23 protein-coding genes are annotated in these 22,643 nt (G+C 72.2%); 7 read left to right on the top strand and 16 right to left on the bottom strand.

What is annotated here, in order from left to right; all coding sequences use genetic code 11:
• The 4 genes from IF22_RS0126260 to nadD form a co-directional block, all read right to left on the bottom strand.
• Positions 1 to 855 carry a DegV family protein gene (locus tag IF22_RS0126260; protein WP_030336523.1) on the bottom strand — a complete coding sequence of 285 codons (855 nt, stop codon included), beginning with the start codon at positions 853 to 855 and terminating at the stop codon, positions 1 to 3.
• A 48-nt stretch (positions 856 to 903) separates the two neighbouring features.
• A complete protein-coding gene (locus IF22_RS0126265) occupies positions 904 to 1,533 on the bottom strand; it encodes a histidine phosphatase family protein (protein ID WP_030336524.1) in 630 nt (209 codons plus the stop codon).
• On the bottom strand, positions 1,530 to 1,937 hold the full coding sequence (gene rsfS / locus IF22_RS0126270) for a ribosome silencing factor (RefSeq protein WP_030336526.1): 408 nt from the start codon (positions 1,935 to 1,937) through the stop codon (positions 1,530 to 1,532). The genes IF22_RS0126265 and rsfS overlap by 4 nt, the downstream gene beginning before the upstream one ends.
• A 110-nt stretch (positions 1,938 to 2,047) precedes the next feature.
• Complete coding sequence (gene nadD / locus IF22_RS0126275; protein ID WP_030336528.1) at positions 2,048 to 2,644, bottom strand: nicotinate-nucleotide adenylyltransferase; 597 nt, start codon at positions 2,642 to 2,644, stop codon at positions 2,048 to 2,050.
• Positions 2,645 to 2,798: 154 nt separating this feature from the next.
• Between nadD and IF22_RS0126280 the strand changes: the two genes are divergently transcribed.
• A complete protein-coding gene (locus tag IF22_RS0126280; protein ID WP_030336530.1) occupies positions 2,799 to 3,467 on the top strand; it encodes a PadR family transcriptional regulator in 669 nt (222 codons plus the stop codon).
• Positions 3,468 to 3,652: 185 nt separating this feature from the next.
• Positions 3,653 to 4,858, top strand: coding sequence for an FAD-dependent oxidoreductase (locus IF22_RS0126285; protein ID WP_030336532.1), 1,206 nt, complete (start codon positions 3,653 to 3,655; stop codon positions 4,856 to 4,858).
• 48 nt (positions 4,859 to 4,906) lie between these two features.
• Here IF22_RS0126285 and pepN read toward each other — a convergent pair whose 3' ends face one another.
• A complete protein-coding gene (gene pepN, locus IF22_RS0126290) occupies positions 4,907 to 7,423 on the bottom strand; it encodes an aminopeptidase N (protein WP_030336534.1) in 2,517 nt (838 codons plus the stop codon).
• A 69-nt stretch (positions 7,424 to 7,492) separates the two neighbouring features.
• Here pepN and IF22_RS0126295 point away from each other — a divergent pair, with 69 nt between their 5' ends.
• Positions 7,493 to 7,711 carry a DUF397 domain-containing protein gene (locus IF22_RS0126295; RefSeq protein WP_030336536.1) on the top strand — a complete coding sequence of 73 codons (219 nt, stop codon included), beginning with the start codon at positions 7,493 to 7,495 and terminating at the stop codon, positions 7,709 to 7,711.
• Positions 7,712 to 7,831: 120 nt separating this feature from the next.
• On the opposite strand, the gene IF22_RS0126300 is transcribed toward IF22_RS0126295, so the two are convergent.
• Positions 7,832 to 8,233 carry a hypothetical protein gene (locus tag IF22_RS0126300; RefSeq protein ID WP_030336538.1) on the bottom strand — a complete coding sequence of 134 codons (402 nt, stop codon included), beginning with the start codon at positions 8,231 to 8,233 and terminating at the stop codon, positions 7,832 to 7,834.
• Positions 8,234 to 8,379: 146 nt separating this feature from the next.
• Between IF22_RS0126300 and IF22_RS0126305 the strand changes: the two genes are divergently transcribed.
• A complete protein-coding gene (locus IF22_RS0126305) occupies positions 8,380 to 9,642 on the top strand; it encodes a cytochrome P450 (protein WP_030336540.1) in 1,263 nt (420 codons plus the stop codon).
• Between the two features lie 48 nt (positions 9,643 to 9,690).
• On the opposite strand, the gene IF22_RS0126310 is transcribed toward IF22_RS0126305, so the two are convergent.
• Complete coding sequence (locus tag IF22_RS0126310) at positions 9,691 to 10,860, bottom strand: zinc-dependent alcohol dehydrogenase (RefSeq protein WP_030336542.1); 1,170 nt, start codon at positions 10,858 to 10,860, stop codon at positions 9,691 to 9,693.
• Positions 10,857 to 11,495 carry an SRPBCC family protein gene (locus tag IF22_RS0126315; RefSeq protein WP_030336544.1) on the bottom strand — a complete coding sequence of 213 codons (639 nt, stop codon included), beginning with the start codon at positions 11,493 to 11,495 and terminating at the stop codon, positions 10,857 to 10,859. The genes IF22_RS0126310 and IF22_RS0126315 overlap by 4 nt, the downstream gene beginning before the upstream one ends.
• A gap of 157 nt (positions 11,496 to 11,652) precedes the next feature.
• Between IF22_RS0126315 and IF22_RS0126320 the strand changes: the two genes are divergently transcribed.
• Positions 11,653 to 12,705, top strand: coding sequence for a glycosyltransferase family 2 protein (locus IF22_RS0126320; protein ID WP_209444606.1), 1,053 nt, complete (start codon positions 11,653 to 11,655; stop codon positions 12,703 to 12,705).
• Between the two features lie 61 nt (positions 12,706 to 12,766).
• Here IF22_RS0126320 and IF22_RS0126325 read toward each other — a convergent pair whose 3' ends face one another.
• From IF22_RS0126325 to IF22_RS0126335, 3 genes are read right to left on the bottom strand one after another with little or no spacing between them, the layout of a single operon-like run.
• Complete coding sequence (locus IF22_RS0126325; RefSeq protein ID WP_030336548.1) at positions 12,767 to 13,417, bottom strand: DUF3618 domain-containing protein; 651 nt, start codon at positions 13,415 to 13,417, stop codon at positions 12,767 to 12,769.
• The gene (locus IF22_RS0126330; protein ID WP_030336550.1) at positions 13,414 to 13,881 is read right to left on the bottom strand and encodes a phage holin family protein; all 468 of its coding nucleotides are present in this window, start codon (positions 13,879 to 13,881) and stop codon (positions 13,414 to 13,416) included. The genes IF22_RS0126325 and IF22_RS0126330 overlap by 4 nt, the downstream gene beginning before the upstream one ends.
• A gap of 31 nt (positions 13,882 to 13,912) precedes the next feature.
• The gene (locus IF22_RS0126335) at positions 13,913 to 14,758 is read right to left on the bottom strand and encodes a hypothetical protein (protein ID WP_030336552.1); all 846 of its coding nucleotides are present in this window, start codon (positions 14,756 to 14,758) and stop codon (positions 13,913 to 13,915) included.
• A 230-nt stretch (positions 14,759 to 14,988) separates the two neighbouring features.
• On the opposite strand from IF22_RS0126335, the gene IF22_RS0126340 reads away from it, so the two are divergent.
• Positions 14,989 to 15,480 carry a DUF4383 domain-containing protein gene (locus IF22_RS0126340; RefSeq protein ID WP_030336554.1) on the top strand — a complete coding sequence of 164 codons (492 nt, stop codon included), beginning with the start codon at positions 14,989 to 14,991 and terminating at the stop codon, positions 15,478 to 15,480.
• A gap of 64 nt (positions 15,481 to 15,544) precedes the next feature.
• A complete protein-coding gene (locus IF22_RS0126345; RefSeq protein WP_030336555.1) occupies positions 15,545 to 16,204 on the top strand; it encodes a DUF6766 family protein in 660 nt (219 codons plus the stop codon).
• Between the two features lie 16 nt (positions 16,205 to 16,220).
• Here IF22_RS0126345 and IF22_RS0126350 read toward each other — a convergent pair whose 3' ends face one another.
• The 5 genes from IF22_RS0126350 to IF22_RS0126375 all read right to left on the bottom strand — a co-directional run bounded on the left by IF22_RS0126350 (position 16,221) and on the right by IF22_RS0126375 (position 22,566).
• Positions 16,221 to 16,670 carry a GNAT family N-acetyltransferase gene (locus IF22_RS0126350; protein ID WP_030336557.1) on the bottom strand — a complete coding sequence of 150 codons (450 nt, stop codon included), beginning with the start codon at positions 16,668 to 16,670 and terminating at the stop codon, positions 16,221 to 16,223.
• Between the two features lie 70 nt (positions 16,671 to 16,740).
• The gene (gene obgE / locus IF22_RS0126355) at positions 16,741 to 18,210 is read right to left on the bottom strand and encodes a GTPase ObgE (protein ID WP_030336558.1); all 1,470 of its coding nucleotides are present in this window, start codon (positions 18,208 to 18,210) and stop codon (positions 16,741 to 16,743) included.
• 96 nt (positions 18,211 to 18,306) lie between these two features.
• Positions 18,307 to 18,561 (bottom strand): 50S ribosomal protein L27, encoded by a 255-nt coding sequence (rpmA, locus tag IF22_RS0126360; RefSeq protein ID WP_007464062.1) that lies wholly within the window; start codon positions 18,559 to 18,561, stop codon positions 18,307 to 18,309.
• A gap of 11 nt (positions 18,562 to 18,572) precedes the next feature.
• Complete coding sequence (gene rplU, locus IF22_RS0126365) at positions 18,573 to 18,887, bottom strand: 50S ribosomal protein L21 (protein ID WP_007464063.1); 315 nt, start codon at positions 18,885 to 18,887, stop codon at positions 18,573 to 18,575.
• A 577-nt stretch (positions 18,888 to 19,464) separates the two neighbouring features.
• Entirely contained in the window at positions 19,465 to 22,566 is a 3,102-nt protein-coding gene (locus IF22_RS0126375) for an Rne/Rng family ribonuclease (protein WP_030336560.1), read from the bottom strand.
• Positions 22,567 to 22,643: the final 77 nt, after the last annotated feature.

Genomic DNA, 22,643 nt, shown 5'->3' on the forward strand with positions numbered 1-22,643 from the left:
TCAGCCCTGCGGGCGGCGGTGGACGACCACGCAGGCCAGCCCTGGCCCGGCGTGCGCCGCGATGACGGCACCCGCCTCGGAGACGTAGGTGTCGTGCAGCCGGTCGCCGAACCGTTCGGTCAGCGCGGCACGCAACGCCTCGGCCCGTTGCGGTGCGGCCAGGTGGTGCACCCCGAGGTCCACGTCGTCGTCGCCGGCCGCCTCGACGGCCAGGTCCACGAGGCGGGCCACTCCCCGGCTGGCGGTGCGGACCTTCTCGCGCAGCACGATCGCCCCGTCCGGCATGTGCATAATCGGCTTGACGGACAGCGCGGTGCCGACCAGCGCCTCGGCGGCGTTGATCCGGCCGCCGCGACGGAGGAACTCCAGCGTGTCGACGTAGAACCAGACGGTGGTGCGGGCCACGGCGGCGAGCGCCGCGTCGCGTACCACGGCAAGATCGGCGCCGGCCTGGGCTGCGGTGGCGGCGGCGATGGCGGGAAAGCCCAGTCCCATGCCGGTCGAGCGGCTGTCCACGACCTCCACCCGGCCGTCCAGGTCGGCGGCGGCCAGCCGGGCGGCCTCCACGGTGCCGGACAGCGCGGCGGAGAGGTGCACCGAGACGATCCCGTCGGCGCCGGCGTCGAGCAGTTGGCGGTACGTCCGGGCGAACTGCTCCGGTGCCGGGCGGGAGGTGGTCGCGGTGACCCGGCGGGCGCTCAGTGCGACTGTCGCGTCGGACGGCTGGGTCTCCACCCCCTCCAGCCCTTCCGCGCCGTTGAGGACGACGGTCAACGGCACGACGGTCAGCCGGTGCGCCTGCACCAGCTCGGGCGGAAGGTAGGCGGTGGAGTCGGTGACAACCGCGACGGGCATGCCCGGCACGCTAGCCGATCGAGGCCGCGAACGCCGAGGCGCGATTGCTCAGACCGCGTCGACGGCGACCGGTGCGGTGATGAGGCCGACGTTGTGCGCCCGCAACTGCCATCCACGGACGTCGTCGTGACGCAGTTCGGTCCAGTGGCAGTTGGCCAACGAGCCGACGGTGCGCAGCACGGCATTGTCCCAACCGAGCAGGTGACCGATGCCCTGCCGGGAGCCGCCACCGTGCGTGGCGATCACCACGGTGCCGCCCGCGGCCGCTTCGGCTGCCTCCTGCAACGCGACACCGACCCGTTCGCCGAGGTCGTGCAGGGGCTCCAGGCCCGCCCCCGGGTCGGGGTCGCCGGCTCGCCAGCGCGCGTACTCGTCGGGAAAGCGCGCGGCGACCTCGGTGAGGTGCAGACCCTGCCACTGGCCGAAGTGCCGCTCACGGAGCCGGGCGTCGGTGCGGACCGGCAGCCCGGTCAGCGCCGCGAGCGCGGCGGCGGTGTCCGCGGCGCGGCTCAGGTCGCTGGCCACGATCGCGTCGGGCCGCAGCGCCGCGAGCAGCGGGGCGGCGGCGCGGGCCTGGTCGCGGCCCAGCTCGTTGAGGGGTACGTCGGTCTGCCCCTGGACGCGGTTGGCGGCGTTCCAGTCGGTGTTGCCGTGCCGCCAGACGATCAGTCGGCTCATTCGGCGGCGGCGGACCCGCTGGCGTCGGCCTCGACCAGGTCGCGATCGACGAACGGGATGGTGGGGCAGTCCTTCCAGAGGCGGTCGAGCCCGTAGAACTCGCGCTCCTCGGTGTGCTGGACGTGCACCACGATGTCGACGTAGTCGAGCAGCACCCAGCGGCCACCGCGCTCGCCCTCGCGCCGCACCGGCTTCGCCTTCTCCGGAAGCTCCAGCAGGCTCTCCTCGATGGCGTCGACGATGGCCAGCACCTGACGCTCATTGGGGGCGGCGGCGAGCACGAACGCGTCGGTGATGGCGAGCTGGTCGCCGACGTCGATGATCGTGATGTCCTGCGCCTTCTTGTCGGCGGCGGCCTGGGCGGCCGCGATAGCCAGCTCGTGAGCGCGTTCGGAAACTGTCACCGTTCTCCTTCGATCAAGCGTGCGATCCTCCAAGCGTCTCATACCCGACGGCATCGCGATCGTGCAGTTCTGCCCGGTTAGCTGCACAAACCTGGGCATAACGGGTGCGCTCAGCGCTGATAGAGGCTCCGCTTGGCGATGTACTGCACCACACCGTCGGGCACCAGATACCAAACCGGCTCACCTCTGGCGACCCGGGCGCGGCAGTCGGTCGACGAGATGGACATCGCGGGCACCTGGATCAGGCTGACGGTGTCCGCCGGAAGGTGCTTGTCGCTCAGCGGGAAGCCGGGCCGGGTCACCCCGATGAAGTGCGCCAGCTCGAAGATCTCGTCCAGGTCCTTCCAGGACAGGATGCGTTGCAGGGCGTCCGCGCCGGTGATGAAGAAGAGCTGCACCTTCGGGCCGTACTCAGCCTGGAGGTCACGCAGCGTGTCGACGGTGTAGGTGGGTCCGCTGCGGTCGATGTCGACCCGGCTGACCTGGAAGCGGGGGTTGGAGGCGGTGGCGATGACGGTCATCAGGTACCGGTCCTCGGCCGGGCTGACCGGCTCGTCGGCCTTCTGCCACGGCTGGCCGGTGGGGACGAAGACCACCTCGTCCAGGCCGAACCGGTCCGCCACCTCGCTGGCCGCGACGAGGTGCCCGTGGTGGATCGGGTCGAAGGTGCCACCCATGATCCCGATCCGCCGGATATCTTCCTCCACCCAGTGATCGTAGGCCGAGCGTCGTTGACGACCGTCCCGGCCCGGCACCGTCGGCCCGTGCGTCGCCGGACATCGGTGCGACAGGGGGTCGCGGCAGCCTGCACGGCGGCGTATATTCGTAGACGAGTAGCCGTCGACGAGCGAGGGGGTCGTCGTGCCGAAGCGGCGCAAGGTCGGCAACCTGCTGGCGCTGGCCGTGCTGTCCGCCCTGGTCCAGCGGCCCATGCACCCGTACGAGATCGCCACCGCACTCCGCGCCTGGGGCAAGGACCAGGACATGGAGTTCAAGTGGGGGTCCTTCTACACGGTGATCGGCAACCTGGACAAACACCACCTGATCGAGGCGGTGGAGAGCCTGCGCGAGGGCCGCCGCCCGGAACGCACCGTCTACCGGATCACCGACGCCGGGCGGGCGGAGCTGATCGACTGGGCCCGCGAGCTGGTCTCCACCCCGATGGCGGAGCACCCCCGCTTCCGGGCCGGGCTGTCAGTGCTCGCCGCGTTGCACCCCGACGAGGCCACCGACCTGCTGCGGCAACGGCTCTCCCGGCTGGAGGACGCGATCCGCCAGGACCGCGAAACGCTCGACGCGCACCTGCGGGAGATTCCCCGGCTGTTCCTGGTGGAGTCGGAGTACGACCTCGCCATCCGGGACGCGGAGGCAGCCTGGCTACGGGCCCTGCTCGCCGAGCTGACCTCGGGAAGCTACCCCGGCCTGGACACCTGGCGGGCCTTCCACGAGACCGGCGAGATGCCCGCCGAACTGACCGATCTGGCCGAGAGAACCAGCACCGACAGCCGCGGGGGTGATCCCACCGGCTGAAAGAACGGCCCCGGCGAGGTGCGCCAACACCTCACCGGGGCCCTGACCCCGAACCGACGCCTGGGAAGGCACCCGGCCCGAAGCGGCAACCACGAGGATAACCGGGCTCCCTCCCAGGTCCGCGTGCCCGCGCACCGACCACACCAGGTCCGCGCGTCGGCACCGACCACACCAAGGGAGAGACCATGACCACGGTACGAACCGCGACCGTCATCGGCGGTGGCATCGCCGGGCCGGTGACAGCGCTCGCGCTGCGCCGCGCCGGCATCACCGCAACCGTCTACGAGGCGTACCCGAGCACGGCCACCGGCATCGGCGGCACCCTCGCCCTCGCGCCCAACGGGATGGCGGCGCTGCGGACGGTCGGCGTCCACGACGCGGTGACGGCGATCGCCACACCGATCGGACGCAACGCCCTGGCTGTCGGCCGCCGACGCATCGACCTGCCCACCCTGACCGGGGTGCCGCCGCTGCACGTGGTGCACCGGGCCGAGCTTCACCAGGTGCTGCACGATCAGGCGTCCGCTGAGGGCGTGCCGTTCGCGTACGGCAAGCGGCTGGTCGCCGCCGAGCAGACCGGCGACGGCGTGATCGCCCGTTTCGAGGACGGCAGCACCGCCACCGCCGACATCCTCGTCGGCGCGGACGGAATCCGCTCCACGGTCCGGAGTCTCATCGACCCGGCCGCGCCCGGCCCTCATTTCACCGGGTTGCTCGGCTTCGAGGCGGTGGCCCGACACGAGGTCGACGCCGAGCCGGGCACGATGACGTTCGCGTTCGGGCGACAGGGCTACTACCTGTACTGGCCGGAGCCCAGTGGCGGCACCCGGTGGGGGGCCAACCTGCCGCAGCAGCGGCCGATGAGCCTGGTCGAGGCCCGGGCGGTGCCGGCGGAGCAGTGGCTGGACACGCTGCGCAGCAGCTACGGCGACGACGACCCGGGCCGGGACCTGATGGCGACCAGCAACGCCGCCGACCTCCAGGTGGTCGGGTCGTTGCAGATCATGCCGCCGGTGCCGCACTGGCATCGGGGCCGGATGGTGCTGGTCGGCGACGCGGCGCACGCGCCGTCGAACAGTTCGGGGCAGGGCGCGTCACTGGCCATCGAGAGCGCCGTGCAACTCGCCCGCTGCCTCCGCGACCTGCCGGACGTCGAGGCGGCGTTCGACGCGTACGTGCGGCTGCGTCGTACCCGGGTGGAGAAGGTGGCGGCGCGCGCGGCCCGGATCAACCACGCGAAGGCTCCCGGGGCAGTCGCGCGGACGCTGATGCCGTTGCTGATGCCACTGATGGTGCGCACGGTGCTGGACCCGGAGAAGACCGTCGCCGACGAGCAGCGCTACGTCATCGACTGGGACGCGCCGGTCACTGCGGTACCCGCCCCGCGCTGAGGTTGTGGGCCAGCGGGGTGGCCGGCCGGCCACCCCGCTGGTCAACGTTCAGGCCGAGGCGGCGGCCACCGCCGTCCGGGCGACCAGCGCGCGGCGCAGGTCGTCGGCGGCGTCGGTCACCACCCGGCGCAGGCCGGGGGTCAGGTCGTCGCGGGCCAGCAACGCCGCGGCCGCCTCCCGGGTCGGCTGCGCCACGGCGTAGCGGGGGAACGCCAGGGCCGCCACCCGGTCGGCCGTCCAGGGGGTACGCCGGCGCGCGGCGGCCGGCATCTCCGCGAAGTACCGATCGACGTACGCGGCGGTCAGCTCGGCCTGCTCGGGTTGCCAGAACCCCTCGGCTGTCGCTTCCAACAGCCGGTTGGACAGGTCGTCGCCCCGCACGATGATCTCCCAGGCCGCCTGCTTCGCCGCCGGGTCGGGCAGTGCGGCCCGGCACCGCGCGGCCCGTTCCGCGCCAGCGGAGCTGACGTCTGCGGCCGCCTCGATGGCGATCTCCGCCTCGCCCGCGGCACCCAGCACCACCAGTCGGCGCAGCACCGCCCAGCGCAGCTCCGCGTCGACCTTCAGGCCGGCCGGCACGTCCCGGCCGGCGAGCCAGCCGACGAGCAGGTCGGCGTCGGTGGTGGCGGCGATCCAGCCCCGTGCGGCGGCGAGCTGCAACGACTCCCCGGCCGGCGCGCCGTCGAGCAGGCGCCGGCACGCCTCGGCGACCCGGGCCAACGCTGTCGAGCGGGTCAGCGGGTCGAGGTATCGGTCGATCAGTGACCGACTGAGCGTCAGCACGTCCTCCGCAATGATCACCTCGGTCTCGGTGGGCAGCGCGGCGACGATCAGGTCGACCAGGCCGGCGACCGGCCGCTCCCCGTCGGTCACCGCGTCCAGCGCCTCACCCCACAGCACCGCCCGGGCCAGCGGGTCGGTCAGGCCGGGCAGCACCAGCGGGACGGCCTCGGCCGACGCCGGGTCGAGACGCACCTTGGCGAAGGTGAGGTCACCGTCGTTGAGCAGCAGCAGCCGGGCCGCCGGCTCACCCGTCAGCTGACCCAGCACGGTGCGCCCACCGTCGGCGGCCGGGTCGATGTCCACCTCGTCGCGCCGGACGGTGCCGTCCGCCGCATAGCGGCCCACGCCGATCCGGTGCGGGCGCAGCACCGGGTGCGACTCGGGTGCGGTCTGCACCACGGCGACCTCGGTGTAGCGGCCGTCGGCGTCGACGGCGACCTCGGCGCGCAACGTGTTGACCTGCGGCTGGCGCAACCACAGCTCGGCCCAACCGGACAGCTCCCGCCCACTGCTGGCGGAGAGGCTGGTGAGCAGGTCGTCGAGGGTGGCGTTGCCGAAGCGGTGCGCCGCGAAGTGCGCGTTCAGGCCGGCCAGGAACGCCTCGTCGCCGAGCCACGCGACCAGCTGCCGCAGCACGCTGGCCCCCTTGGCGTACGAGATGCCGTCGAAGTTGAGCAGGCCCTCGTCGGCGTCGGCCACCTCCTGCGGGGCGACCGGGTGGGTGGAGGGGCGCTGGTCGGCTGCATACCCCCAGGCCTTGCGGCGCATGGCGAAGGTGGTCCAGGACTGGTCGAAGCGGGTCGCCTCGGCGGTGACCCGGGTGCCCAGGTATTCGGCGAAGGACTCGTTCAACCACAGGTCGTCCCACCAGCGCATGGTGACCAGGTCACCGAACCACATGTGGGCCATCTCGTGGGCGATGGTGCCGGCCCGCTGCTCGCGCTGGGTGTCGGTGACCGCCGAGCGGAAGATGTAGTCGTCGCGGAAGGTGACGATGCCCGGGTTCTCCATCGCCCCGGCGTTGAACTCGGGCACGAACGCCTGGTCGTACTTGCCGAACGGGTAGCGCTCGGTGAAGAGCTGGTGGAACCGGTCCAGGCACTGCCGGGTGACGGTAAAGATCTCGTCGGCGTCGGCGTCCAGGTGCTCGGCCTGCGACTGGCGGCAGTAGATGCCCAGCGGTACGCCGTCGTGCTCGGCCCGCCGGACGTGGTACGGCCCGGCGATCAACGAGAAGAAGTAGGTGGCCAGGGGCGCGCTCGGGGCGAACTCCCAGCGCCCGGGGGCCGGGTTGGCGGCCAGCTCGGCGTTGCCCGCGACGAGCCACTGCGGTGGTGCGGTCACCGAGAGGGTGAACGGGGCCTTGAGGTCGGGCTGGTCGAAGGCGGCGAAGATGCGCTGCGCGTTGTCGAGGAAGGACATCGCGTAGAGATAGGTCTCGCCGTCGGCCGGGTCGACGAAGCGGTGCATCCCCTCGCCCGCGTTGGAGTACGCCATCTCCGCCTCGACGACGAGCGTGTTCTCCGCGGCCAGGTCACCGATCGGCAGCCGGTTGTCGGTGAGCAAATCGAGGTCGAGGTCACTGTCGTTGAGGCGTACCCCGAGCAGTTTGGCGGGCTTGACCTCGGCGAAGGTCGCGGCGCCGGCGGTCGCCCGGAACCGGATCTCGACGCGGGAACGGAACACGTCACCGTCACCGGTCAGGTCGAGGTCCACCTGATAGGACTCGACAGTAATCGCCGCGCCACGCGCGGTCGCCTCTACACGGGTCAGGCTCGGCATCCGCTTATCCTGCCCGATGGGGATCGGCACCCGGTCACCAGACGACCCTCGGCACTGGAGGAAAGAACCATGGCGCAGCACCCCAAGGGCGACTTCGACCTCTCTCGGGCGGTCTGGCAGCGGGCCGAGGGGGACACCTCCGACAGCGCCGTTGAGGTCGCGTTCGTCGACGACCTGATCGGCATGCGTAACTCGGCCGAGCCGGACGGGCCGGTGCTGGTCTTCACCCAGGCCGAGTGGGACGCCTTCGTGGCCGGCGCGCAGGACGGCGAGTTCGACCTGGACTGATCGCGCCCGCCGACCCGTCGGTGCTGGATCGCCGTGCCGGTGCCCGTGCTGCGGACACCGGCACGGCCACGCGGGCGGCCGGGTCGACGCCCTCCCGGGTCGACCACCCGGGGCCGCTGGTCAGTCATCGCCAGGGCCGTCGCCGCCGCCCCAGCCGAGGCCACCGGGACCGGGGGCGTGGTGGAAGCCCGGGTGGTCGGCCACGTCGACGCAGCGCTCCCCGTCCGGGCCGACCGCGCCGCAGAACAGCCGCTCGGCCCGCTGCCAGGCGTCGGCCGGTGACAGGGCCGCCGCCCCGAGTGCCACCTCCGAGCGGAGCAGGCTCAACGCCTCGGCGTACGCCACTGCCAGTTCACGCGCCTCGGCCGGGCCGGGCGCGGTGAAGCCCAGGTGCACTGTGAAGAACCGGTGCGGACGGGTGGGCCGCCGTGGTGGCCCGATCAGTGACCGCCCGTCGCGGCCTCCGCCCAGTGCTCCGGCCGCTCGCCGCTGCCGCCAGTGCGGCGATCTGTTGTCACGCATCCGCCCTCCCCGTGGTTGTCCCACCAGCAGCAAACCAGGTTCCGCCGCCCCTGGGAGGGGCCAGCCGCACCGGGGTTCAGCGGCGTCGACCGGGGTAACCGCGGTGGGCGGCGGCGACCAGCCGCGCCCGCGCGTGAGGAGACCCGATGGCGACCATGCCGGCCGACCGCAGCCCGGACAGCACCCTCGCACTGCTGCGCGCCGGTTACCGGTTCGTCAGCGAGCGCTGCGAGCGGTACGGCAGCGACGTCTTCCAGACCCGGATCCTGCTCACCCCGACCATCTGCCTACGGGGCCGGCCGGCGGCGGAGCTGTTCTACGACAACGACCGCTTCCAACGTGACACCGCGATGCCGCTGCGCGTGCAGCGGACCCTGACCGGTCGGGGTGGGGTGCAGGGCCTGGACGGGCCGGAGCACGACGACCGCAAGGCCATGTTCATGTCGATCATGACACCGACCGCGATCCGGCAACTCGGCCAGCTCTTCGACGACGAGTGGCGGACCCGGATCACCGCCTGGGAGGGCGCCGGCCCGGTGTCGCTCTACGACGAGCTGGGCCGGTTGCTGACCCGGGTGGTCTGCGCCTGGGCCGGGGTGCCACTGCCGACGTCGCAGGTCGAGCGCCGTGCCACCGAGCTGCACGCCATGATCGAAGCCCCAGCGGCGATCGGCCCCCGGCACTGGCGGGGGCGGCTCGCCCGGTACCGCGCCCAACACTGGCTCACCGACCTCGTCGAACGGACCCGGGTCGGCTCAGCCCCGGCGCCGGCCGGCAGCGCCCTGGCCGTGATCGCCGAACACCGGGACCGAGCCGGCCGCCTCCTCCCCCGCCGGATCGCGGCGGTGGAGCTGCTCAACGTGTTGCGCCCGGTGGTCGCCGTCGACCAGTACATCGCCTTCGCCGCGCTCGCCCTGCACGACCATCCGGCCTGGCGGGAACGGGTCCGCGACGACGACGAGGCCACCGAGCACTTCGTCCAGGAGGTCCGCCGCTACTACCCGTTCTTCCCGCTGGCGGCGGCCCGGGTCCGGCGGTCCTTCGACTGGCAGGGCCATCACTTTCCGAAGGGCCGGCGGGTGCTGCTCGACCTCTACGGCACCAACCACCACCCGGCGATCTGGCCGCAACCTGAGCTGTTTCGTCCGGAGCGGTTCGCCGGCCGCCGGGTGGACCCGTTCGAGCTGATCCCGCAGGGCGGCGGTGATCACTGGGCCGGTCACCGCTGCGCCGGCGAGTGGCTCACCATCGACCTGATGAAGCGGGCGGTCACCAACCTGACCGCCGCCATGCGCTACGACGTGCCGGTCCAGGACCTGGCCCTGGACCTGCACCGGATGCCGGCGCTGCCGCCGCTGGGCCTGACCGTCACCAACGTCCGCCGCGCGCCCGACCTCCGCCCTGCCTGACCCGCCCCACCGGTCACGGTGCCCGGCGAGACGGGTGCCCCCGGCCCGTCAGGGATGCAGCACGCTGCGCAGACAGCCGTCCTCCTTCTTCTCGAACAGCTCGTACCCGTGGACGCCCTCGTCCAGGGAGAGCGGATGGGTGGCCAGATAGCCGGGCTCGATCTCGCCGGCGGCGAGCCGGTCGAGCAGCATCGGAATGTAGCGCTGCGCGTGCATCTGTCCCATCCGCAGCACCAGGGCCTTGTTCATGGCCGCGCCGAGCGGAAACTTGTCGACCAGGCCGGCGTAGACACCGACGATGCTCACCGTGCCGCCCTTGCGGCAGGCCATGATCGCCTGCCGGACCGAGGTCGGGCGGTCGGTCTGCAACCGGGCCGCCTGCTTCACCCGGTCGTACGCGTAGGTCGGCCCGACGTCGTGCGACTCCATTCCGACGGCCTCGATGCAGGCGTCCGGCCCGCGCCCGGCGGTCAACTCCCGCAGCGCCTCCAACACGTCGGTCTCCGCGTAGTTGATCGTCTCGACCCCGATCCGTTCGGCGGCGGTGGCGAGCCGATCCGGAAACCGGTCGATCATGATGACCCGTTCGGCGCCCAGGAGCTGCGCCGAGCGGGCCGCCATCTGACCGACTCCCCCGGCACCCCAGACGGCCACCACCTCGCCACCGGTCAGCCCGCAGAAGTCCGCCGCCATCCATCCCGTGGGCATCGCGTCGGAGGCGAACACCACCGAGTCGTCCGGCACTCCCTCGGGTACGGCGAATGCGCCGATGTCACCGAACGGCACCCTGATGTACTCGGCGTGCGATCCGGCGTAGCCGCCAGCGGCGTGCGAATACCCCAGGATGCCGGCCGCCGCGTGCCCCCACAGCTTCTCGGTGAACACCGGCTGCGGGTTGGAGTTGTCGCAGAGCGAGTACTGCTCGGTCCGGCAGTACCAACAGCCACCGCAGGCGACCACCGACCCCACCACCACCCGGTCGCCGACCCGGTGCCGCCGTACGCCGGGCCCGGTCTCCACCACCTCGCCCATGAACTCGTGGCCGAGGATGTCCCCCTCCCGCATCGCCGGCAGGTACCCGTTGATCAGGTGCAGGTCGGATCCGCAGACACTGCTGGCCCGGACCCGGACGATGATGTCCCCCTCGGCGCGGATCCGGGGCTCCGGCACGTCCCGGACCGCCAGCTTGCCGACGCCTTCCCAGCAGAGCGCCCTCACGCCCGTCCTCCCGTCATCAACGTCTCCCGCATCCTGTCGGTCCTCTTCTCCTGGGCCCGGCTGCGGCCGGACGGGTCGTCCCGGGTGTCCAACACCTGGCCGCACTCGACCAGCGCCTTCGCCCGCCGCAGCGCGTCCCGCAGCGCCAGGTCCGGTTCGTCGCCGCCGACCAGGCCGACCAACCGGCGCAGCGGGCCGGAGCGGTAGCGCATCTCGGCGCGGATCTCGGTGCCGCGGCCCTGCGGGGCCTCGGCCAGCTCGATCCGCCCCAGCTGCGGCATCGGCCCGTCCTCGACCCGCCAATGCAGCGTGCCCGCCTCCTCGACGGTGATCTCGGCCTGCCACTGCGTCTCACCGGCGGCCCGGTCCCGGGCCACGCACCGCCACCGGCGTTCGTCGAGCTGTCGCAACGTGGCCCAGCCGGCCAGCGCCCGGTCCCGCCGTTCGCGGTCGGCCCAGAAGCCGATCACCTCGTCCCGGGGCCGGTCCACTGTCACTGCGCGACGCACCACGTACCAGCCGTCCTGCCGCTGCGGCTGATGCCGATGCCGGCGGCGGGCCACCGCCCGCCCCACGCCGACCGCCGTCGCCGCGGTGACGCCGAGCAGCGCCCACCTGGTTCCGTTGTTGGTCATCACGTCTCTCTCCTCCACGGAAAACCGGGCATGGACCGCCCTTACGGGCAGCGCTACCCGGGGCCCGGCCGTCGAAACGACCCGGCCGTTTGATCCCCGTGATTGCGGGCAGACTCTGCTCGGCACCGGCCGCGGCCCTGTCCGTCACGGAGTTGTCATGTCCCCGTTCAGCCCCACTGGTGACACCCGGCGCGGTGCGCGTCGGGAGGTCGAACACGAGGGCGCCGGCCCGTCGCCGGTCCGTCTGCCGATGACGTACGTCCTGCCGCTGCGCTGGCACTCCGACAACGGCCTGGCCGAGCTGACCGACTACCTGCGCTGGCTGTCCGACCGGGTCGAGGTGCTCGTGGTCGACGGCTCACCTCCGGACCTCTTCGCCCGGCACGCCGACGCCTGGGCGGGGCTGGTCCGGCACCTCCCGCCCGACGTCACCGGTGCCGGGCTCAACGGAAAAGTGGTCGGCGTACGCACCGGGGTACGCGCGGCGGAGCACGAGCACGTGGTGATCGCCGATGACGACGTCCGGTACGACCAGGCCGGGCTGACCGCCGTGCACCTACTGCTCGACGAGGTCGATCTGGTCCGGCCGCAGAACTACTTCGACCCGCTGCCCTGGCACGCCTGGTGGGACACCGGTCGCACGCTGCTCAACCGGGCGCTCGGGGCGGACTACCCGGGCTCCCTGGCCGTGCGACACAGCACCTTCCTCGGCATGGGCGGGTACGACCCGGACGTGCTCTTCGAGAACCTGGAGCTGATCCGCACCGTGCGCGCGTACGGTGGCACCGAGGCCGCCCCGGCCTGGCTGTACGTCCGCCGACTGCCACCGGACGCCGCGCACTTCCGCGGCCAACGGGTCCGTCAGGCGTACGACGATCTGGCGCAGCCGGCGCGCCTGCTGACCGCGCTCGCGGTCCTTCCGGCACTGGCCGCGGCGGTCGCGGCCCGGCGACCCGGGTTGGTGTTCGGCGCGGCGGCCGGCACTGTCGCGCTCGCCGAGGTCGGTCGCCGTCGAGCGGGCGGTGTCGCGGTCTTCCCCGCGACGACGGCGCTGGCGGCACCGCTCTGGCTGCTGGAGCGTGGCGTGTGCGGCTGGCTCGCGGTCGCCCAGCGGTTCCTGCTCGGCGGCGTCCGGTACGGCGACACCCGCATCCGCCGGGCCGCCCACCCGGTCCGGGCCCTGCGCCCACAGGTGGGTGACCGCCCCTGACAGCACGACAGCTCGCGGTCACCGCAGTGGCCGCGAGCTGTCGCAACGGTGGTCGACCCGGTCAGGGGCTGACCTGGTGCCGGGCCTGCTGGGCCTGGTCCTTGACGTCCTGCGCGGCGGACTTGCTGTCGTCCTTGACCGCGTGCACGGCATCCTGAGCGGTGGACTTCACCGACGCGGCGGCCTGCTGGGCCGGCTCGCGCAGTTCTTCCTTCAGCTCGTTCGCGACCGCGCCCAGCTTCTCCGTCACCGCCCCGCTGTGCTCGCTGACCCGCTCCTTGAGCTGGGTCGCGGCCTGCTGCTCACGACGGGAGGCCGGGATCAGCGACGAGGCCAGCCAGCCGACCCCGAACGCGATCAGACCGGCGGCAAGCGGGTTGCCCTGGGACTTCTGCCGGATCACCCGCGGCGCGCTGTGGGCGGCGTCGCTGACGGTGGCCGCCGCCGAGTGCGCGGCGTCGCTGACGCTGGAGGCCGCCGACGAGGCGTGGTCGCCCACCGAGTGGGCGGCCTGGCCGGTGCCGTGGCCGAGGTCAGACGCAGTTCCCATGACCTTGTCCCTCACATTCTGCAGAGCGGAGCGGGCCCGCTGCTTACGGTCGTCGACGATGCGGCTGGGGCTGACCTTGTACGCCAGCGCATCCACATCGGAGCTGAGGCTGTTGCGGGTGGCTTCGATCTCACGGCGGATCTGATCGGGATCGGTGCTCATCGGGTGACTCCCTCCGGGTGTGGCTTGAGCGCGTCGGGGATCCGCTGCACGCTGTCGTTGGTCTGCTTGAGCCCGCGTACGTGCTGGGCGTTCTTCTTGGCCGCCGAGTAGAGGACGGCGGCGACCACGGCCCAGATCACGGCCACGATCAGCGCGGCCAGACCGGAGTCCATGACGTTGTCCAGGAACTGCCACACGGCGATGGACACGAAGAGAGCCACCATGTAGCCGCCGAAGCCGGCACCGCCGAAGAGGCCCGCGGCCTTGCCGGCCTTCTTGCCCTCCTGGCGGATCTCGGCCTTGGCCAGCTCGACCTCCTGACGCATCAGCGTCGACAGGTCGGTGGTGACCTGACGCATCAGGTCGCCGAGCGAGCTGTTCTTCACCTCCGCGTCGGTGTGCGGGGCCCCCGCGGTGGGGTGGTAACCGGAGTCCAGGCCGGACCCCTGCGTCGGCATGCTCATGCCGTCGTCTCCCTTCGGATGACTCGGCGGCTCACGGGCGCGGGTTGCCGCTGGACGGCACGCCCGGCAGCGGGTCGGTCTGGGTCACCGGCGGCAGCGGCTGACCGGTGCCGGAGTGCTCCGGGTGGTCGCCCCGGCCGGGCTCGGCGTAACCACCGGACGCCGGGTCGGCGTAGCCGGCAGCCGTCTGGTCGGCGTAGCCACCGGACGTCGGCGGGGTGTGCGTGCCGGGGGTCGGGTCGAGGTAGCCACCGGCCGGAACGGCGTCCGGCACCGCGCGAGGCGCCGGCGGCGGCGTCGGGATCACCGCGGTCTGCTCCGGGTCGTACGCGCCCGCACCCCGGTAGCCGGCGGAACCGTTGCCGGAGTCGTCACCGGCCGCCGAGATGCCACGGGTCAACCGACCCGCCAGCACACCGAGGACCGCCGCGCCGACCAGGAAGGTGCCCGGGTTGCGCCGCGCGTAGTCGCGGACCTCGGTGACGAGGTCACCGGGCTGGCGCTCCTCGAGCCAGCCGGCCACACCGTGCACCCGGTCGGCGGCCTGGCGGGCCAGCTCGGTCACCGGGCCGGCCTGGCCACCCTGCTCGGCCATCGAGCGCATCTCGTCGGCCAGCGAACGCAGCCCACCGGCCGCCTTGCGCTGCTGCTCACCGGTCTGGCTGGCGAGCTGGTTGCGAGCCTCGCCGTACAGGTTGCGGGCCTGCCGGGCCGCCTCACGGCCGACCTCGGTGCCCTGCTCCTTGGCGGTCTGGGCGACCGCCCCGCCGGCCTGCGCGGCCTCCGACCCGACCTGGCGCGCCTGGTCGCGGACGCCGCCGCCGTTGGTCGAGGGCTGCCCGTACGTGGAGGAGGTCGGTGAAAGATCGTAAGTCATGATTTCCCTTCCGCTCAGCAAGTCGTCGCGGTATGTGCTGGGGGGATGCGGCGCGATGTTGCCGCCGCTGACCATTGACCTACCCTGCGTTTCGGCTTCCATACCTCTTCGTGCATTTCTCTGCGCGGCCCACCGGATGAACTTCAAAATGGAGGATCGTCGGGCTGCGTCACGTCGCCGCTGCGGACAGTGAGGTTCGCGAGGCCGACAGATCCACGGAGGGGGCAGCGATGGCACGAGGCGCACGAGGCGGTCGGGCGGCCGGTCCCCGACCCCGCGTCCAGCTGGCCGCACTGGTCGTGGCCGGGGTCTTCCTGCTGATCGGTGTCCTCGGCTTCATCCCCGGCATCACCACCGACTACGGCGAGCTGAGGTTCGCCGGGCACCACTCGGACGCCCGCCTGCTCGGGCTGTTCCAGGTGTCGATCCTGCACAACGCGGTGCACCTGCTCTTCGGGCTGGCTGGCCTGGTGCTGGCCCGCAGCATCGCCGGCGCCCGCGTGTTCCTGGCCGCCGGCGGCGCGATCTACCTCGCCCTCTGGCTGTACGGCCTGGCCATCGAGGCGGTCAACCCGGAAGGCGGGGCGAACATCCTGCCGGTCAACGACGCCGACAACTGGCTGCACCTCGCGCTCGGCTTCGGGATGCTGGCGCTCGGGCTGCTGCTGTCGAACCAGGCGGGCACCGGTGGACGCCTGGACAGCCCCGCCGAACGGCGCTGACCTGGCGCTCTTTGTTTCGCCGCCAGGCAAACAGGGGTAATCGACCGGCGAAGGAGGTGCGATCATGCCTCGTTGGCTGCGTGACAACGCCCTGGCAGTCGCCATGCTGGGCGCGTTCCTGGTCTTCCTCGTGTTGCAGAGCGTCTTCGGCTGGCAGACCCACAACGAGGAGCTGACCGAGTTCGGGGCCGCACCGCTGAGCTGGCCGGCGTACCTGACCAGCGGGCACTTCGCCGAGGCGGTCTTCGAGAACTGGGAGTCGGAGTTCCTCCAGATGGGCGGCTACGTGCTGCTCACCGCGTACCTGGTGCAGCGGGGCTCGGCCGAGTCCAAGCCGGTGGACCAGACCGACCGGCCGGAGGACGACGAGCGCCGCGCGACCCCGCAGTCACCCTGGCCGGTCCGCGTCGGCGGCCTGCCGTTGGTGGTCTACCGGAACAGCCTCTCCATCGCGCTGCTGCTGATCTTCGCCGGTTCCTTCGTCGGTCACCTGCTCGGTGGCACCGCCGCCTACAACCAGGAGCAGGCGCTCCAGAGCGGCGCGCCGCCGATCGGGGTGTGGGAGTTCCTCGGCACCAGCGACTTCTGGTTCCAGTCGATGCAGAACTGGCAGAGCGAGTTCCTCGCTGTGGGCGCGCTGATCCTGCTGAGCATCGTGCTGCGCCAGCACGCCTCGCCGGAGTCGAAGCCGGTGACCGTCGCGCACGCCAGCACCGGCGCCTGAGGGGGCGACGCGGCAGTCAGGCCGCGACCGGCAGCCGCTTGGCGAAACAGACGCTGTACGGGTTGCCCACGTACTCGCCGTAGACCGGGATCTGCTGGTAGCCACACGAGGTGTACAGCGCGATCGCCGCCGGCAGGTAGGTGCCCGTCTCCAGGCAGACCACCGAGTGCCCCTGCCGGAACGCGCACTCCTCCAACGCGGCGAGCAACTGACGACCGATCCCCCGCCCCCGGTACGCGGGCCGGACGTACATCCGCTTGACCTCGCCGGTCTCGGCGTCGAGCGCCTGGAGCCCACCGCAGGCCACCGCCCGACCGTTCACCACCACCGCCAGGTAGCGGACGTCGTCGTGCGGCATGAAGACCTGCCCGTCCAACCCGCCATCGGCCTCGCGCAGCTCACGCTGCTGCGCGGTGACCATGGCGGCGATCTCCGGATCGATGGCAGGCCGGGACTCGATCAGCATCACCCCACGCTAGGACGCGCCGATTTCGCGAAGGTTTCCGGAAATCAACCCCATCACGGAGCGCAACGAACTACTCGGCGTCGTCCTCGTCCTCGTCGTCGGGGTCGTCGGACGCGTCCGCGCCCACCTCGTCCGCCGACCGCACCCGACGAGCCTTGCGGGCCGCGAGCCGATCCGCGGCGGAGGCCCGGTTCGACTTCTCTTCCAGGCGGACGTCGGTGCCCCGGTTGCCGGGTACGAACTCCACGCCGGCGAAGAGCGTCGGCTGCCAGTCGAACTCGCGCACGCCGATCCGGACCAGATCACCGGGCTGCGCGCCGGCCTTGGCCAGCTTGTCCTCCACCCCGAGCCGGGCCAGCCGGTCAGCCAGGTAGCCGACCGCCTCGTCGTTGTCGAAGTTGGTCTGCTTGACCCAGCGTTCCGGGCGGACACCGCGCACGGTGAACGAGCCGTCCGCCTCGGCCGTGATGGTGAAACCGTCGTCGTCCACGGCGATCGGGCGGATCACGATCCGCGTCGGCTCGGCGGGCGGCGCGGCCTTGCGCTCTGCCTCTACCAGCTCGGCCATCGCGTAGGTCAGCTCCTTGAGCCCTTCCCGGGTGGCCGCGGAGACCTCGAACACCCGGTAACCGCGCTCCTCCAGGTCGGGACGCACGATCTCGGCGAGGTCGCGGCCGTCCGGCACGTCGACCTTGTTGACGGCGACCAGCCGGGGGCGGTCGGCCAGGCCGCCGTACTGGCTCAGCTCGGCCTCGATGGCGTCGATGTCGGCCACCGGGTCACGGCCCGGCTCCAACGTCGCCGAGTCGATGACGTGCACCAACACCGCGCAGCGCTCGATGTGCCGCAGGAACTCCAGGCCCAGGCCCTTGCCGGTGGCCGCGCCGGGGATCAGGCCCGGCACGTCAGCGACGGTGAAGGTGTGGTTGTCCATTCGGACCACACCGAGGTTGGGCACCAGGGTGGTGAACGGGTAGTCGGCGATCTTCGGCTTCGCGGCGGAGATCACCGAGATCAGCGACGACTTACCGGCGGACGGGAAGCCCACCAGGCCCACATCGGCGACGCTCTTCAGCTCCAGCACGATGTCGAGTTGGTCGCCGGGCTCCCCCAGCTCGGCGAAGCCGGGCGCCTTGCGCTTGGCGTTGGCCAGCGAGGCGTTGCCGCGCCCGCCGCGCCCGCCGCGCGCGACCTCGAAGGTGGTGCCGGCGCCGACCATGTCGGCCAGCACAGTGCCGTCGGTGGTCTGCACCACGGTGCCGTTGGGCACCTTGAGCACCAGGTTGTGGCCGTTGGCCCCGTCCCGGTTCGAGCCGGCACCGCCCTTGCCGTTGTCGGCCTTGACGTGCGGGTGGAAGTGGAAGTCGAGCAGCGTGGTCACCTGCGGGTCGACCACCAGGGACACGCTGCCGCCGTGTCCGCCGTTGCCGCCGTCCGGCCCGCCGAAGGGCTTGAACTTCTCGCGGTGGATCGAGACACAACCGTGCCCGCCATCGCCGGCCTGCAGATGCAGAACGACCCGGTCAACGAACGTTGCCACGGCGTCAATCCTTCCAGCGAGGTCCACCCCCGCACTTCGCGAAAAAGGCTAAGCGGGCCGGGACCCGGAGGTCCGCGGCCCGCTTAAGCCCGAGAACTACTGCTGCGGAACGATGCTGACGGTCTTGCGACCGCGCTTGGTGCCGAACAGGACCGCACCGGCGGACAGCGCGAACAGCGTGTCGTCGCCGCCACGGCCGACCAGGTCACCGGGGTGGAACTTGGTGCCACGCTGCCGGATGATGATCTCACCGGCGCTGACAACCTGACCACCGAAGCGCTTCACGCCGAGTCGCTGGGCCGCGGAGTCACGACCGTTACGCGAGCTGGACGCACCCTTTTTGTGAGCCATTGGAGGACGACCTACTTCCCGCTGGAGATGCCGGTCACCTTGACCTGGGTCAACGGCTGGCGGTGACCCTGGCGCTTGTGGTAGCCGGTCTTGTTCTTGAACTTGTGGATCCGGATCTTCGGGCCCTTGGTGTGCGCGGCGATTTCGCCGGACACCGCGACCTCGGCAAGCTTTGCCGCGTCGGTCACCAGGTCGTCACCGTCGACGAGGAGCACCGCGGTGAGCTTCACCGCGTCACCGGGGGCACCGGTGAGCTTCTCGACCTCGATCACGTCGCCCTCGGCGACCTTGTACTGCTTGCCGCCGGTCTTGACGATCGCGTACATCGGAGGCGGACTCCCTGTCGTTGAGGCTGCTGGCGGTCGTCCCCGCAGCGGCTCGCCGGGTAGCAGTGCACGGCGGCGCGGGCACACGGGAACTCGGCACACCAAAGGTGGGCCGCAGGCAAGAGTACGCCATTGCCGGCCCGGACCCCAAACCGGCCCGCCCTGGTCAGCGCGCGCAGAGCCGGTCGAGGCGCTGCTGAAGCCGGCCGGGTTCGCCGTCGTCGATCGACCCGACGTCGACCCCGCGCGCGCGAACCTCGGCCCGACTCCGGTGAGCAGGGTCGTGAGCTGCGGATCGTCGGCCCACTCCGAGCGCCCCCGCCGCACGGTCCGTCAGTCGACCAGCGCCGCCCCGGCCCGCCGCCGGGCAGCCCTCGGTCGTACGGCCGTCCCCGGCGCCCACCGCCGCGAACGGCGGGTCCCGCTCCGGCAGGTCCACACGGCAGCGGGGCCGGCGGGCCGCCTGCGCGGCGGTGCGAACCTGGGTGGTGTCGCCAGCTGACCGCAACGGCAAGGTCCCTCCCCCGGGCACTGTGCCGGGAGAGGGACCTTGTCAACGCACGTGGCCGGTCAGTGCTCAGGGGCGGGTCCGCCGACGGGCGCCACCCCGACGCGACCGACGACGGCCGCCACCGCCGTCGGTGCTCTCCTCGTCGCCCTCACCGTCAGCGAGCGCGTCCGGGTCGTCCGCCGCGGCCAGCCGAGCCGACTCGCCCTGTTGGGCGTCGGAGATCGCCGGCGCGGCCGGGGTGTCCGACTCGTAGCGGGACAGGTCGTAGCCCATGGTGTCCTGGTAGTCGGCGTCCGGTTCAGGGCTGGAATCGGTGTCGACGACCTCGACCACGGTCCGCTCGGCCGCCGCCGGGGCGTTCTTGCGGGCCCGCCGGCGGGACGACGTGGCGCCCTGCTCGGCCGCCGGAGCGGGAGCCACCGACGCGGCGACCGCCTTGACCTTCTCTCCCGCACCGGCGGGGCGCGGCTTCTCCGGCACCGGCTCGGTGTGGATGATGACGCCCCGGCCCTTGCAGCACTCGCAGGTCTCGCTGAACGCCTCCAGCAGGCCCGCGCCGATCCGCTTCCGGGTCATCTGCACCAGACCGAGCGAGGTGATCTCGGTGACCTGGTGCTTGGTGCGGTCCCGGCCCAGGCACTCGGTGAGCCGACGCAGCACCAGCTCACGGTTCGACTCCAGCACCATGTCGATGAAGTCGATCACCACGATGCCGCCGATGTCGCGCAGCCGGAGCTGACGGACGATCTCCTCCGCCGCCTCCAGGTTGTTGCGGGTGACGGTCTCCTCCAGGTTGCCCCCGGAGCCGGTGTACTTGCCGGTGTTGACGTCGACGACAGTCATCGCCTCGGTGCGGTCGATCACCAGCGAGCCACCGGAGGGCAGGAAGACCTTGCGGTCCAGGCCCTTGATGATCTGCTCGTCGATCCGGTACTCGGCGAAGACGTCACTCGTGCCGACGTGCCGGCGGACCCGGTCGACCAGGTCAGGAGAAACGTGCGACAGGTACGACTCGACCATGTCGTACGACTGCTCGCCCTCGATCACCAGCTCGCGGAAGTCCTCGTTGAACAGGTCCCGGACCACCCGGATGACCAGGTCGGGCTCCCCGTAGAGCAGCACCGGAGCACCACCCTCGGCGGCCTTGGCCTGGATGTCCTCCCACTGCGCCTGGAGCCGCTTGACGTCACGGGCCAGCTCGTCCTCGGTGGCGCCCTCGGCGGCCGTCCGGACGATCACGCCCGCGCCGTCCGGGACCAGCTTCTTGAGCACGTCCCGCAGCCGCTTACGCTCGTTGTCCGGCAGCTTGCGGCTGATCCCGGAGGCGTTGCCGTTGGGTACGTAGACCAGGTGCCGACCCGAGAGCGCGATGTGGCTGGTCAGCCGTGCGCCCTTGTGCCCGATCGGGTCCTTGGTGACCTGGACCAGCACCGAGTCGCCGGAGCGCAGCGCCTGCTCGATCGAGCGGGCCCGCCCCTCCAGCCCGGAGGTGTCCCAGTTGACCTCACCGGCGTACAGCACCGCGTTGCGGCCCCGGCCGACGTCGACGAACGCGGCCTCCATGCTCGGCAGCACGTTCTGCACCTTGCCGAGGTACACGTTGCCGGCCATGGTCGCGGAAGAGTTGCGGGTGACGTAGTGCTCGACCAGCACCCCGTCCTCCAGAACGGCGATCTGGGTACGGTCACCGCGCTGGCGGACCGCCATCACCCGGTCGACGGCCTCCCGGCGCGCCAGGAACTCCGACTCGCTGAGGATCGGCGGGCGGGTACGGCGCTGCTCCCGGCCGTCGCGGCGGCGCTGGCGCTTGGCCTCCAGCCGGGTCGAGCCGGACACACCCTGCACCTCGTCGACGGTGCGGCGCGGCTCGCGGATCTTCACCACGGTGGGCACGCCGTCGTCCGCGGCGCCCTCGGTGTCACCGGCGCCACGACGGCGGCGACGACGGCGACGACGGGTCAGGCCGTCCCCGCCCTCGGACTCCTCGTCCTCGTCACCCTCGGTCTCGGCCTCGGCGGTCTCTTCCTCGTCGGTCTGTGCCGCCTCCTCGGACTCCTCGTCCTCGGCGTCGTCGGCCCCGCCCTTGCCCCGGCCGCGACCCCGACGACCACGCCGGCGGCGACGGCGCGCGGCGGCGCTGTCCTCGTCGTCCTCATCCGCCTCGGTGGCCTCGTCGGCCTCCTCGGTCGGCTCCTCTTCGGCCTCGATCGCCTCGATCGGCTCCACCGGCTCGACCTCGCGGCGGCCACGTCGACGGCGACGGGACGGCTCGGCGGCTTCCTCGACGGCCGGCTCCTCGGCCGCCGCGGCGGGCTCCACCGGTCGGGTCACCGGCACCGCGTCCGGCTGGGGTGCCATGAACAGCACTGTGGGCGCGGAGAGCGCAGCCCGGCGACGACGGGTACGCGGCTGCTCCGGCTCGATCTCGGCGGGCTCGTTCGGCTCGTCCGTCACACCGGACACGGCCACGCCCGGTGCCACGTCGCCGGCGCGCTCCTGCGGGCCACTGCTCCAGGCCAGCTCGGCGGCGGACGTGCTCGGGAGGGCCGGGGAGTCGGTCAACTCGGCCTCGGCCTCGCGCAGGTCGGACTCCGCCGGCTCCTCGACGACCGGCTCTCCGACGGCCGGCTCCTCGACGGCGGCGGCCGGCTGCTCGGTGGCGGGCGGCTCCTCGACGGCGGCGGGCGTGGCCTTCTTGCGCCGGGTACGGGTCACCTTGACCGGCGGAACCACCTCGGCCGAGGCCGCCTCCGCGGAGGCGGCGACCAGCGGCTCCTCAGCGGTCGTCTCGACGGCGGTGGCCTTGCGGCGACGCCGGGGGGTCTTCGGAGCGACGTCCTGGTCGCCGGAGACCGGTGCGAAGACCTCCGCCTGCGGTGCTTCGGCACTGCCGGCACCACCGGTGGACGCCTCGACCGGGGCGTCGGTCTGCTCCGGCTGGTTGAGCGGGGCGGCCCGGCGACGGGTCGCCCGGGTGCGCCGCACCGGCGCGGCCGGCTCGGCGGCCTCGGGAGCGCTCTGGGCGCCGGCTGGTTCCACCGAGGCCGAACCGACCTCGGTGGTGGGGGGCGCGACAGCGGCGCCGTCGGCAGTGCTGCTCTGGTCGGCGGTCTCGCCGGCCGGCTGTGAACCGGTCCGTTCGCCGCCCTCGGGCTCGTTCTCGAGCATGGACGTTCTCCAGTTCTGGCTACCCCGGGCGCGGGTGAGCGCTGCCACGCAGGGTCGCCGCAAAAGTGTTTCCGCCG

The sequence above is a fragment of the Micromonospora parva genome, assembly GCF_000718515.1.
Taxonomy (GTDB): domain Bacteria; phylum Actinomycetota; class Actinomycetes; order Mycobacteriales; family Micromonosporaceae; genus Micromonospora; species Micromonospora parva.

Excerpts from the sequence above, each read along its gene's own strand:
- IF22_RS0126260 (WP_030336523.1), bottom strand. The coding sequence starts at position 855 with ATGCCCGTCGCGGTTGTCACCGACTCCACCGCCTACCTTCCGCCCGAG.
- IF22_RS0126265 (WP_030336524.1), bottom strand. The coding sequence starts at position 1,533 with ATGAGCCGACTGATCGTCTGGCGGCACGGCAACACCGACTGGAACGCC.
- IF22_RS0126285 (WP_030336532.1), top strand. The coding sequence starts at position 3,653 with ATGACCACGGTACGAACCGCGACCGTCATCGGCGGTGGCATCGCCGGG.
- pepN (WP_030336534.1), bottom strand. The coding sequence starts at position 7,423 with ATGCCGAGCCTGACCCGTGTAGAGGCGACCGCGCGTGGCGCGGCGATT.
- IF22_RS0126295 (WP_030336536.1), top strand. The coding sequence starts at position 7,493 with ATGGCGCAGCACCCCAAGGGCGACTTCGACCTCTCTCGGGCGGTCTGG.
- IF22_RS0126300 (WP_030336538.1), bottom strand. The coding sequence starts at position 8,233 with ATGCGTGACAACAGATCGCCGCACTGGCGGCAGCGGCGAGCGGCCGGA.
- IF22_RS0126305 (WP_030336540.1), top strand. The coding sequence starts at position 8,380 with ATGGCGACCATGCCGGCCGACCGCAGCCCGGACAGCACCCTCGCACTG.
- IF22_RS0126315 (WP_030336544.1), bottom strand. The coding sequence starts at position 11,495 with ATGACCAACAACGGAACCAGGTGGGCGCTGCTCGGCGTCACCGCGGCG.
- IF22_RS0126320 (WP_209444606.1), top strand. The coding sequence starts at position 11,653 with ATGTCCCCGTTCAGCCCCACTGGTGACACCCGGCGCGGTGCGCGTCGG.
- IF22_RS0126325 (WP_030336548.1), bottom strand. The coding sequence starts at position 13,417 with ATGAGCACCGATCCCGATCAGATCCGCCGTGAGATCGAAGCCACCCGC.
- IF22_RS0126330 (WP_030336550.1), bottom strand. The coding sequence starts at position 13,881 with ATGAGCATGCCGACGCAGGGGTCCGGCCTGGACTCCGGTTACCACCCC.
- IF22_RS0126335 (WP_030336552.1), bottom strand. The coding sequence starts at position 14,758 with ATGACTTACGATCTTTCACCGACCTCCTCCACGTACGGGCAGCCCTCG.
- IF22_RS0126340 (WP_030336554.1), top strand. The coding sequence starts at position 14,989 with ATGGCACGAGGCGCACGAGGCGGTCGGGCGGCCGGTCCCCGACCCCGC.
- IF22_RS0126345 (WP_030336555.1), top strand. The coding sequence starts at position 15,545 with ATGCCTCGTTGGCTGCGTGACAACGCCCTGGCAGTCGCCATGCTGGGC.
- IF22_RS0126350 (WP_030336557.1), bottom strand. The coding sequence starts at position 16,670 with ATGCTGATCGAGTCCCGGCCTGCCATCGATCCGGAGATCGCCGCCATG.
- rpmA (WP_007464062.1), bottom strand. The coding sequence starts at position 18,561 with ATGGCTCACAAAAAGGGTGCGTCCAGCTCGCGTAACGGTCGTGACTCC.
- rplU (WP_007464063.1), bottom strand. The coding sequence starts at position 18,887 with ATGTACGCGATCGTCAAGACCGGCGGCAAGCAGTACAAGGTCGCCGAG.
- IF22_RS0126375 (WP_030336560.1), bottom strand. The coding sequence starts at position 22,566 with ATGCTCGAGAACGAGCCCGAGGGCGGCGAACGGACCGGTTCACAGCCG.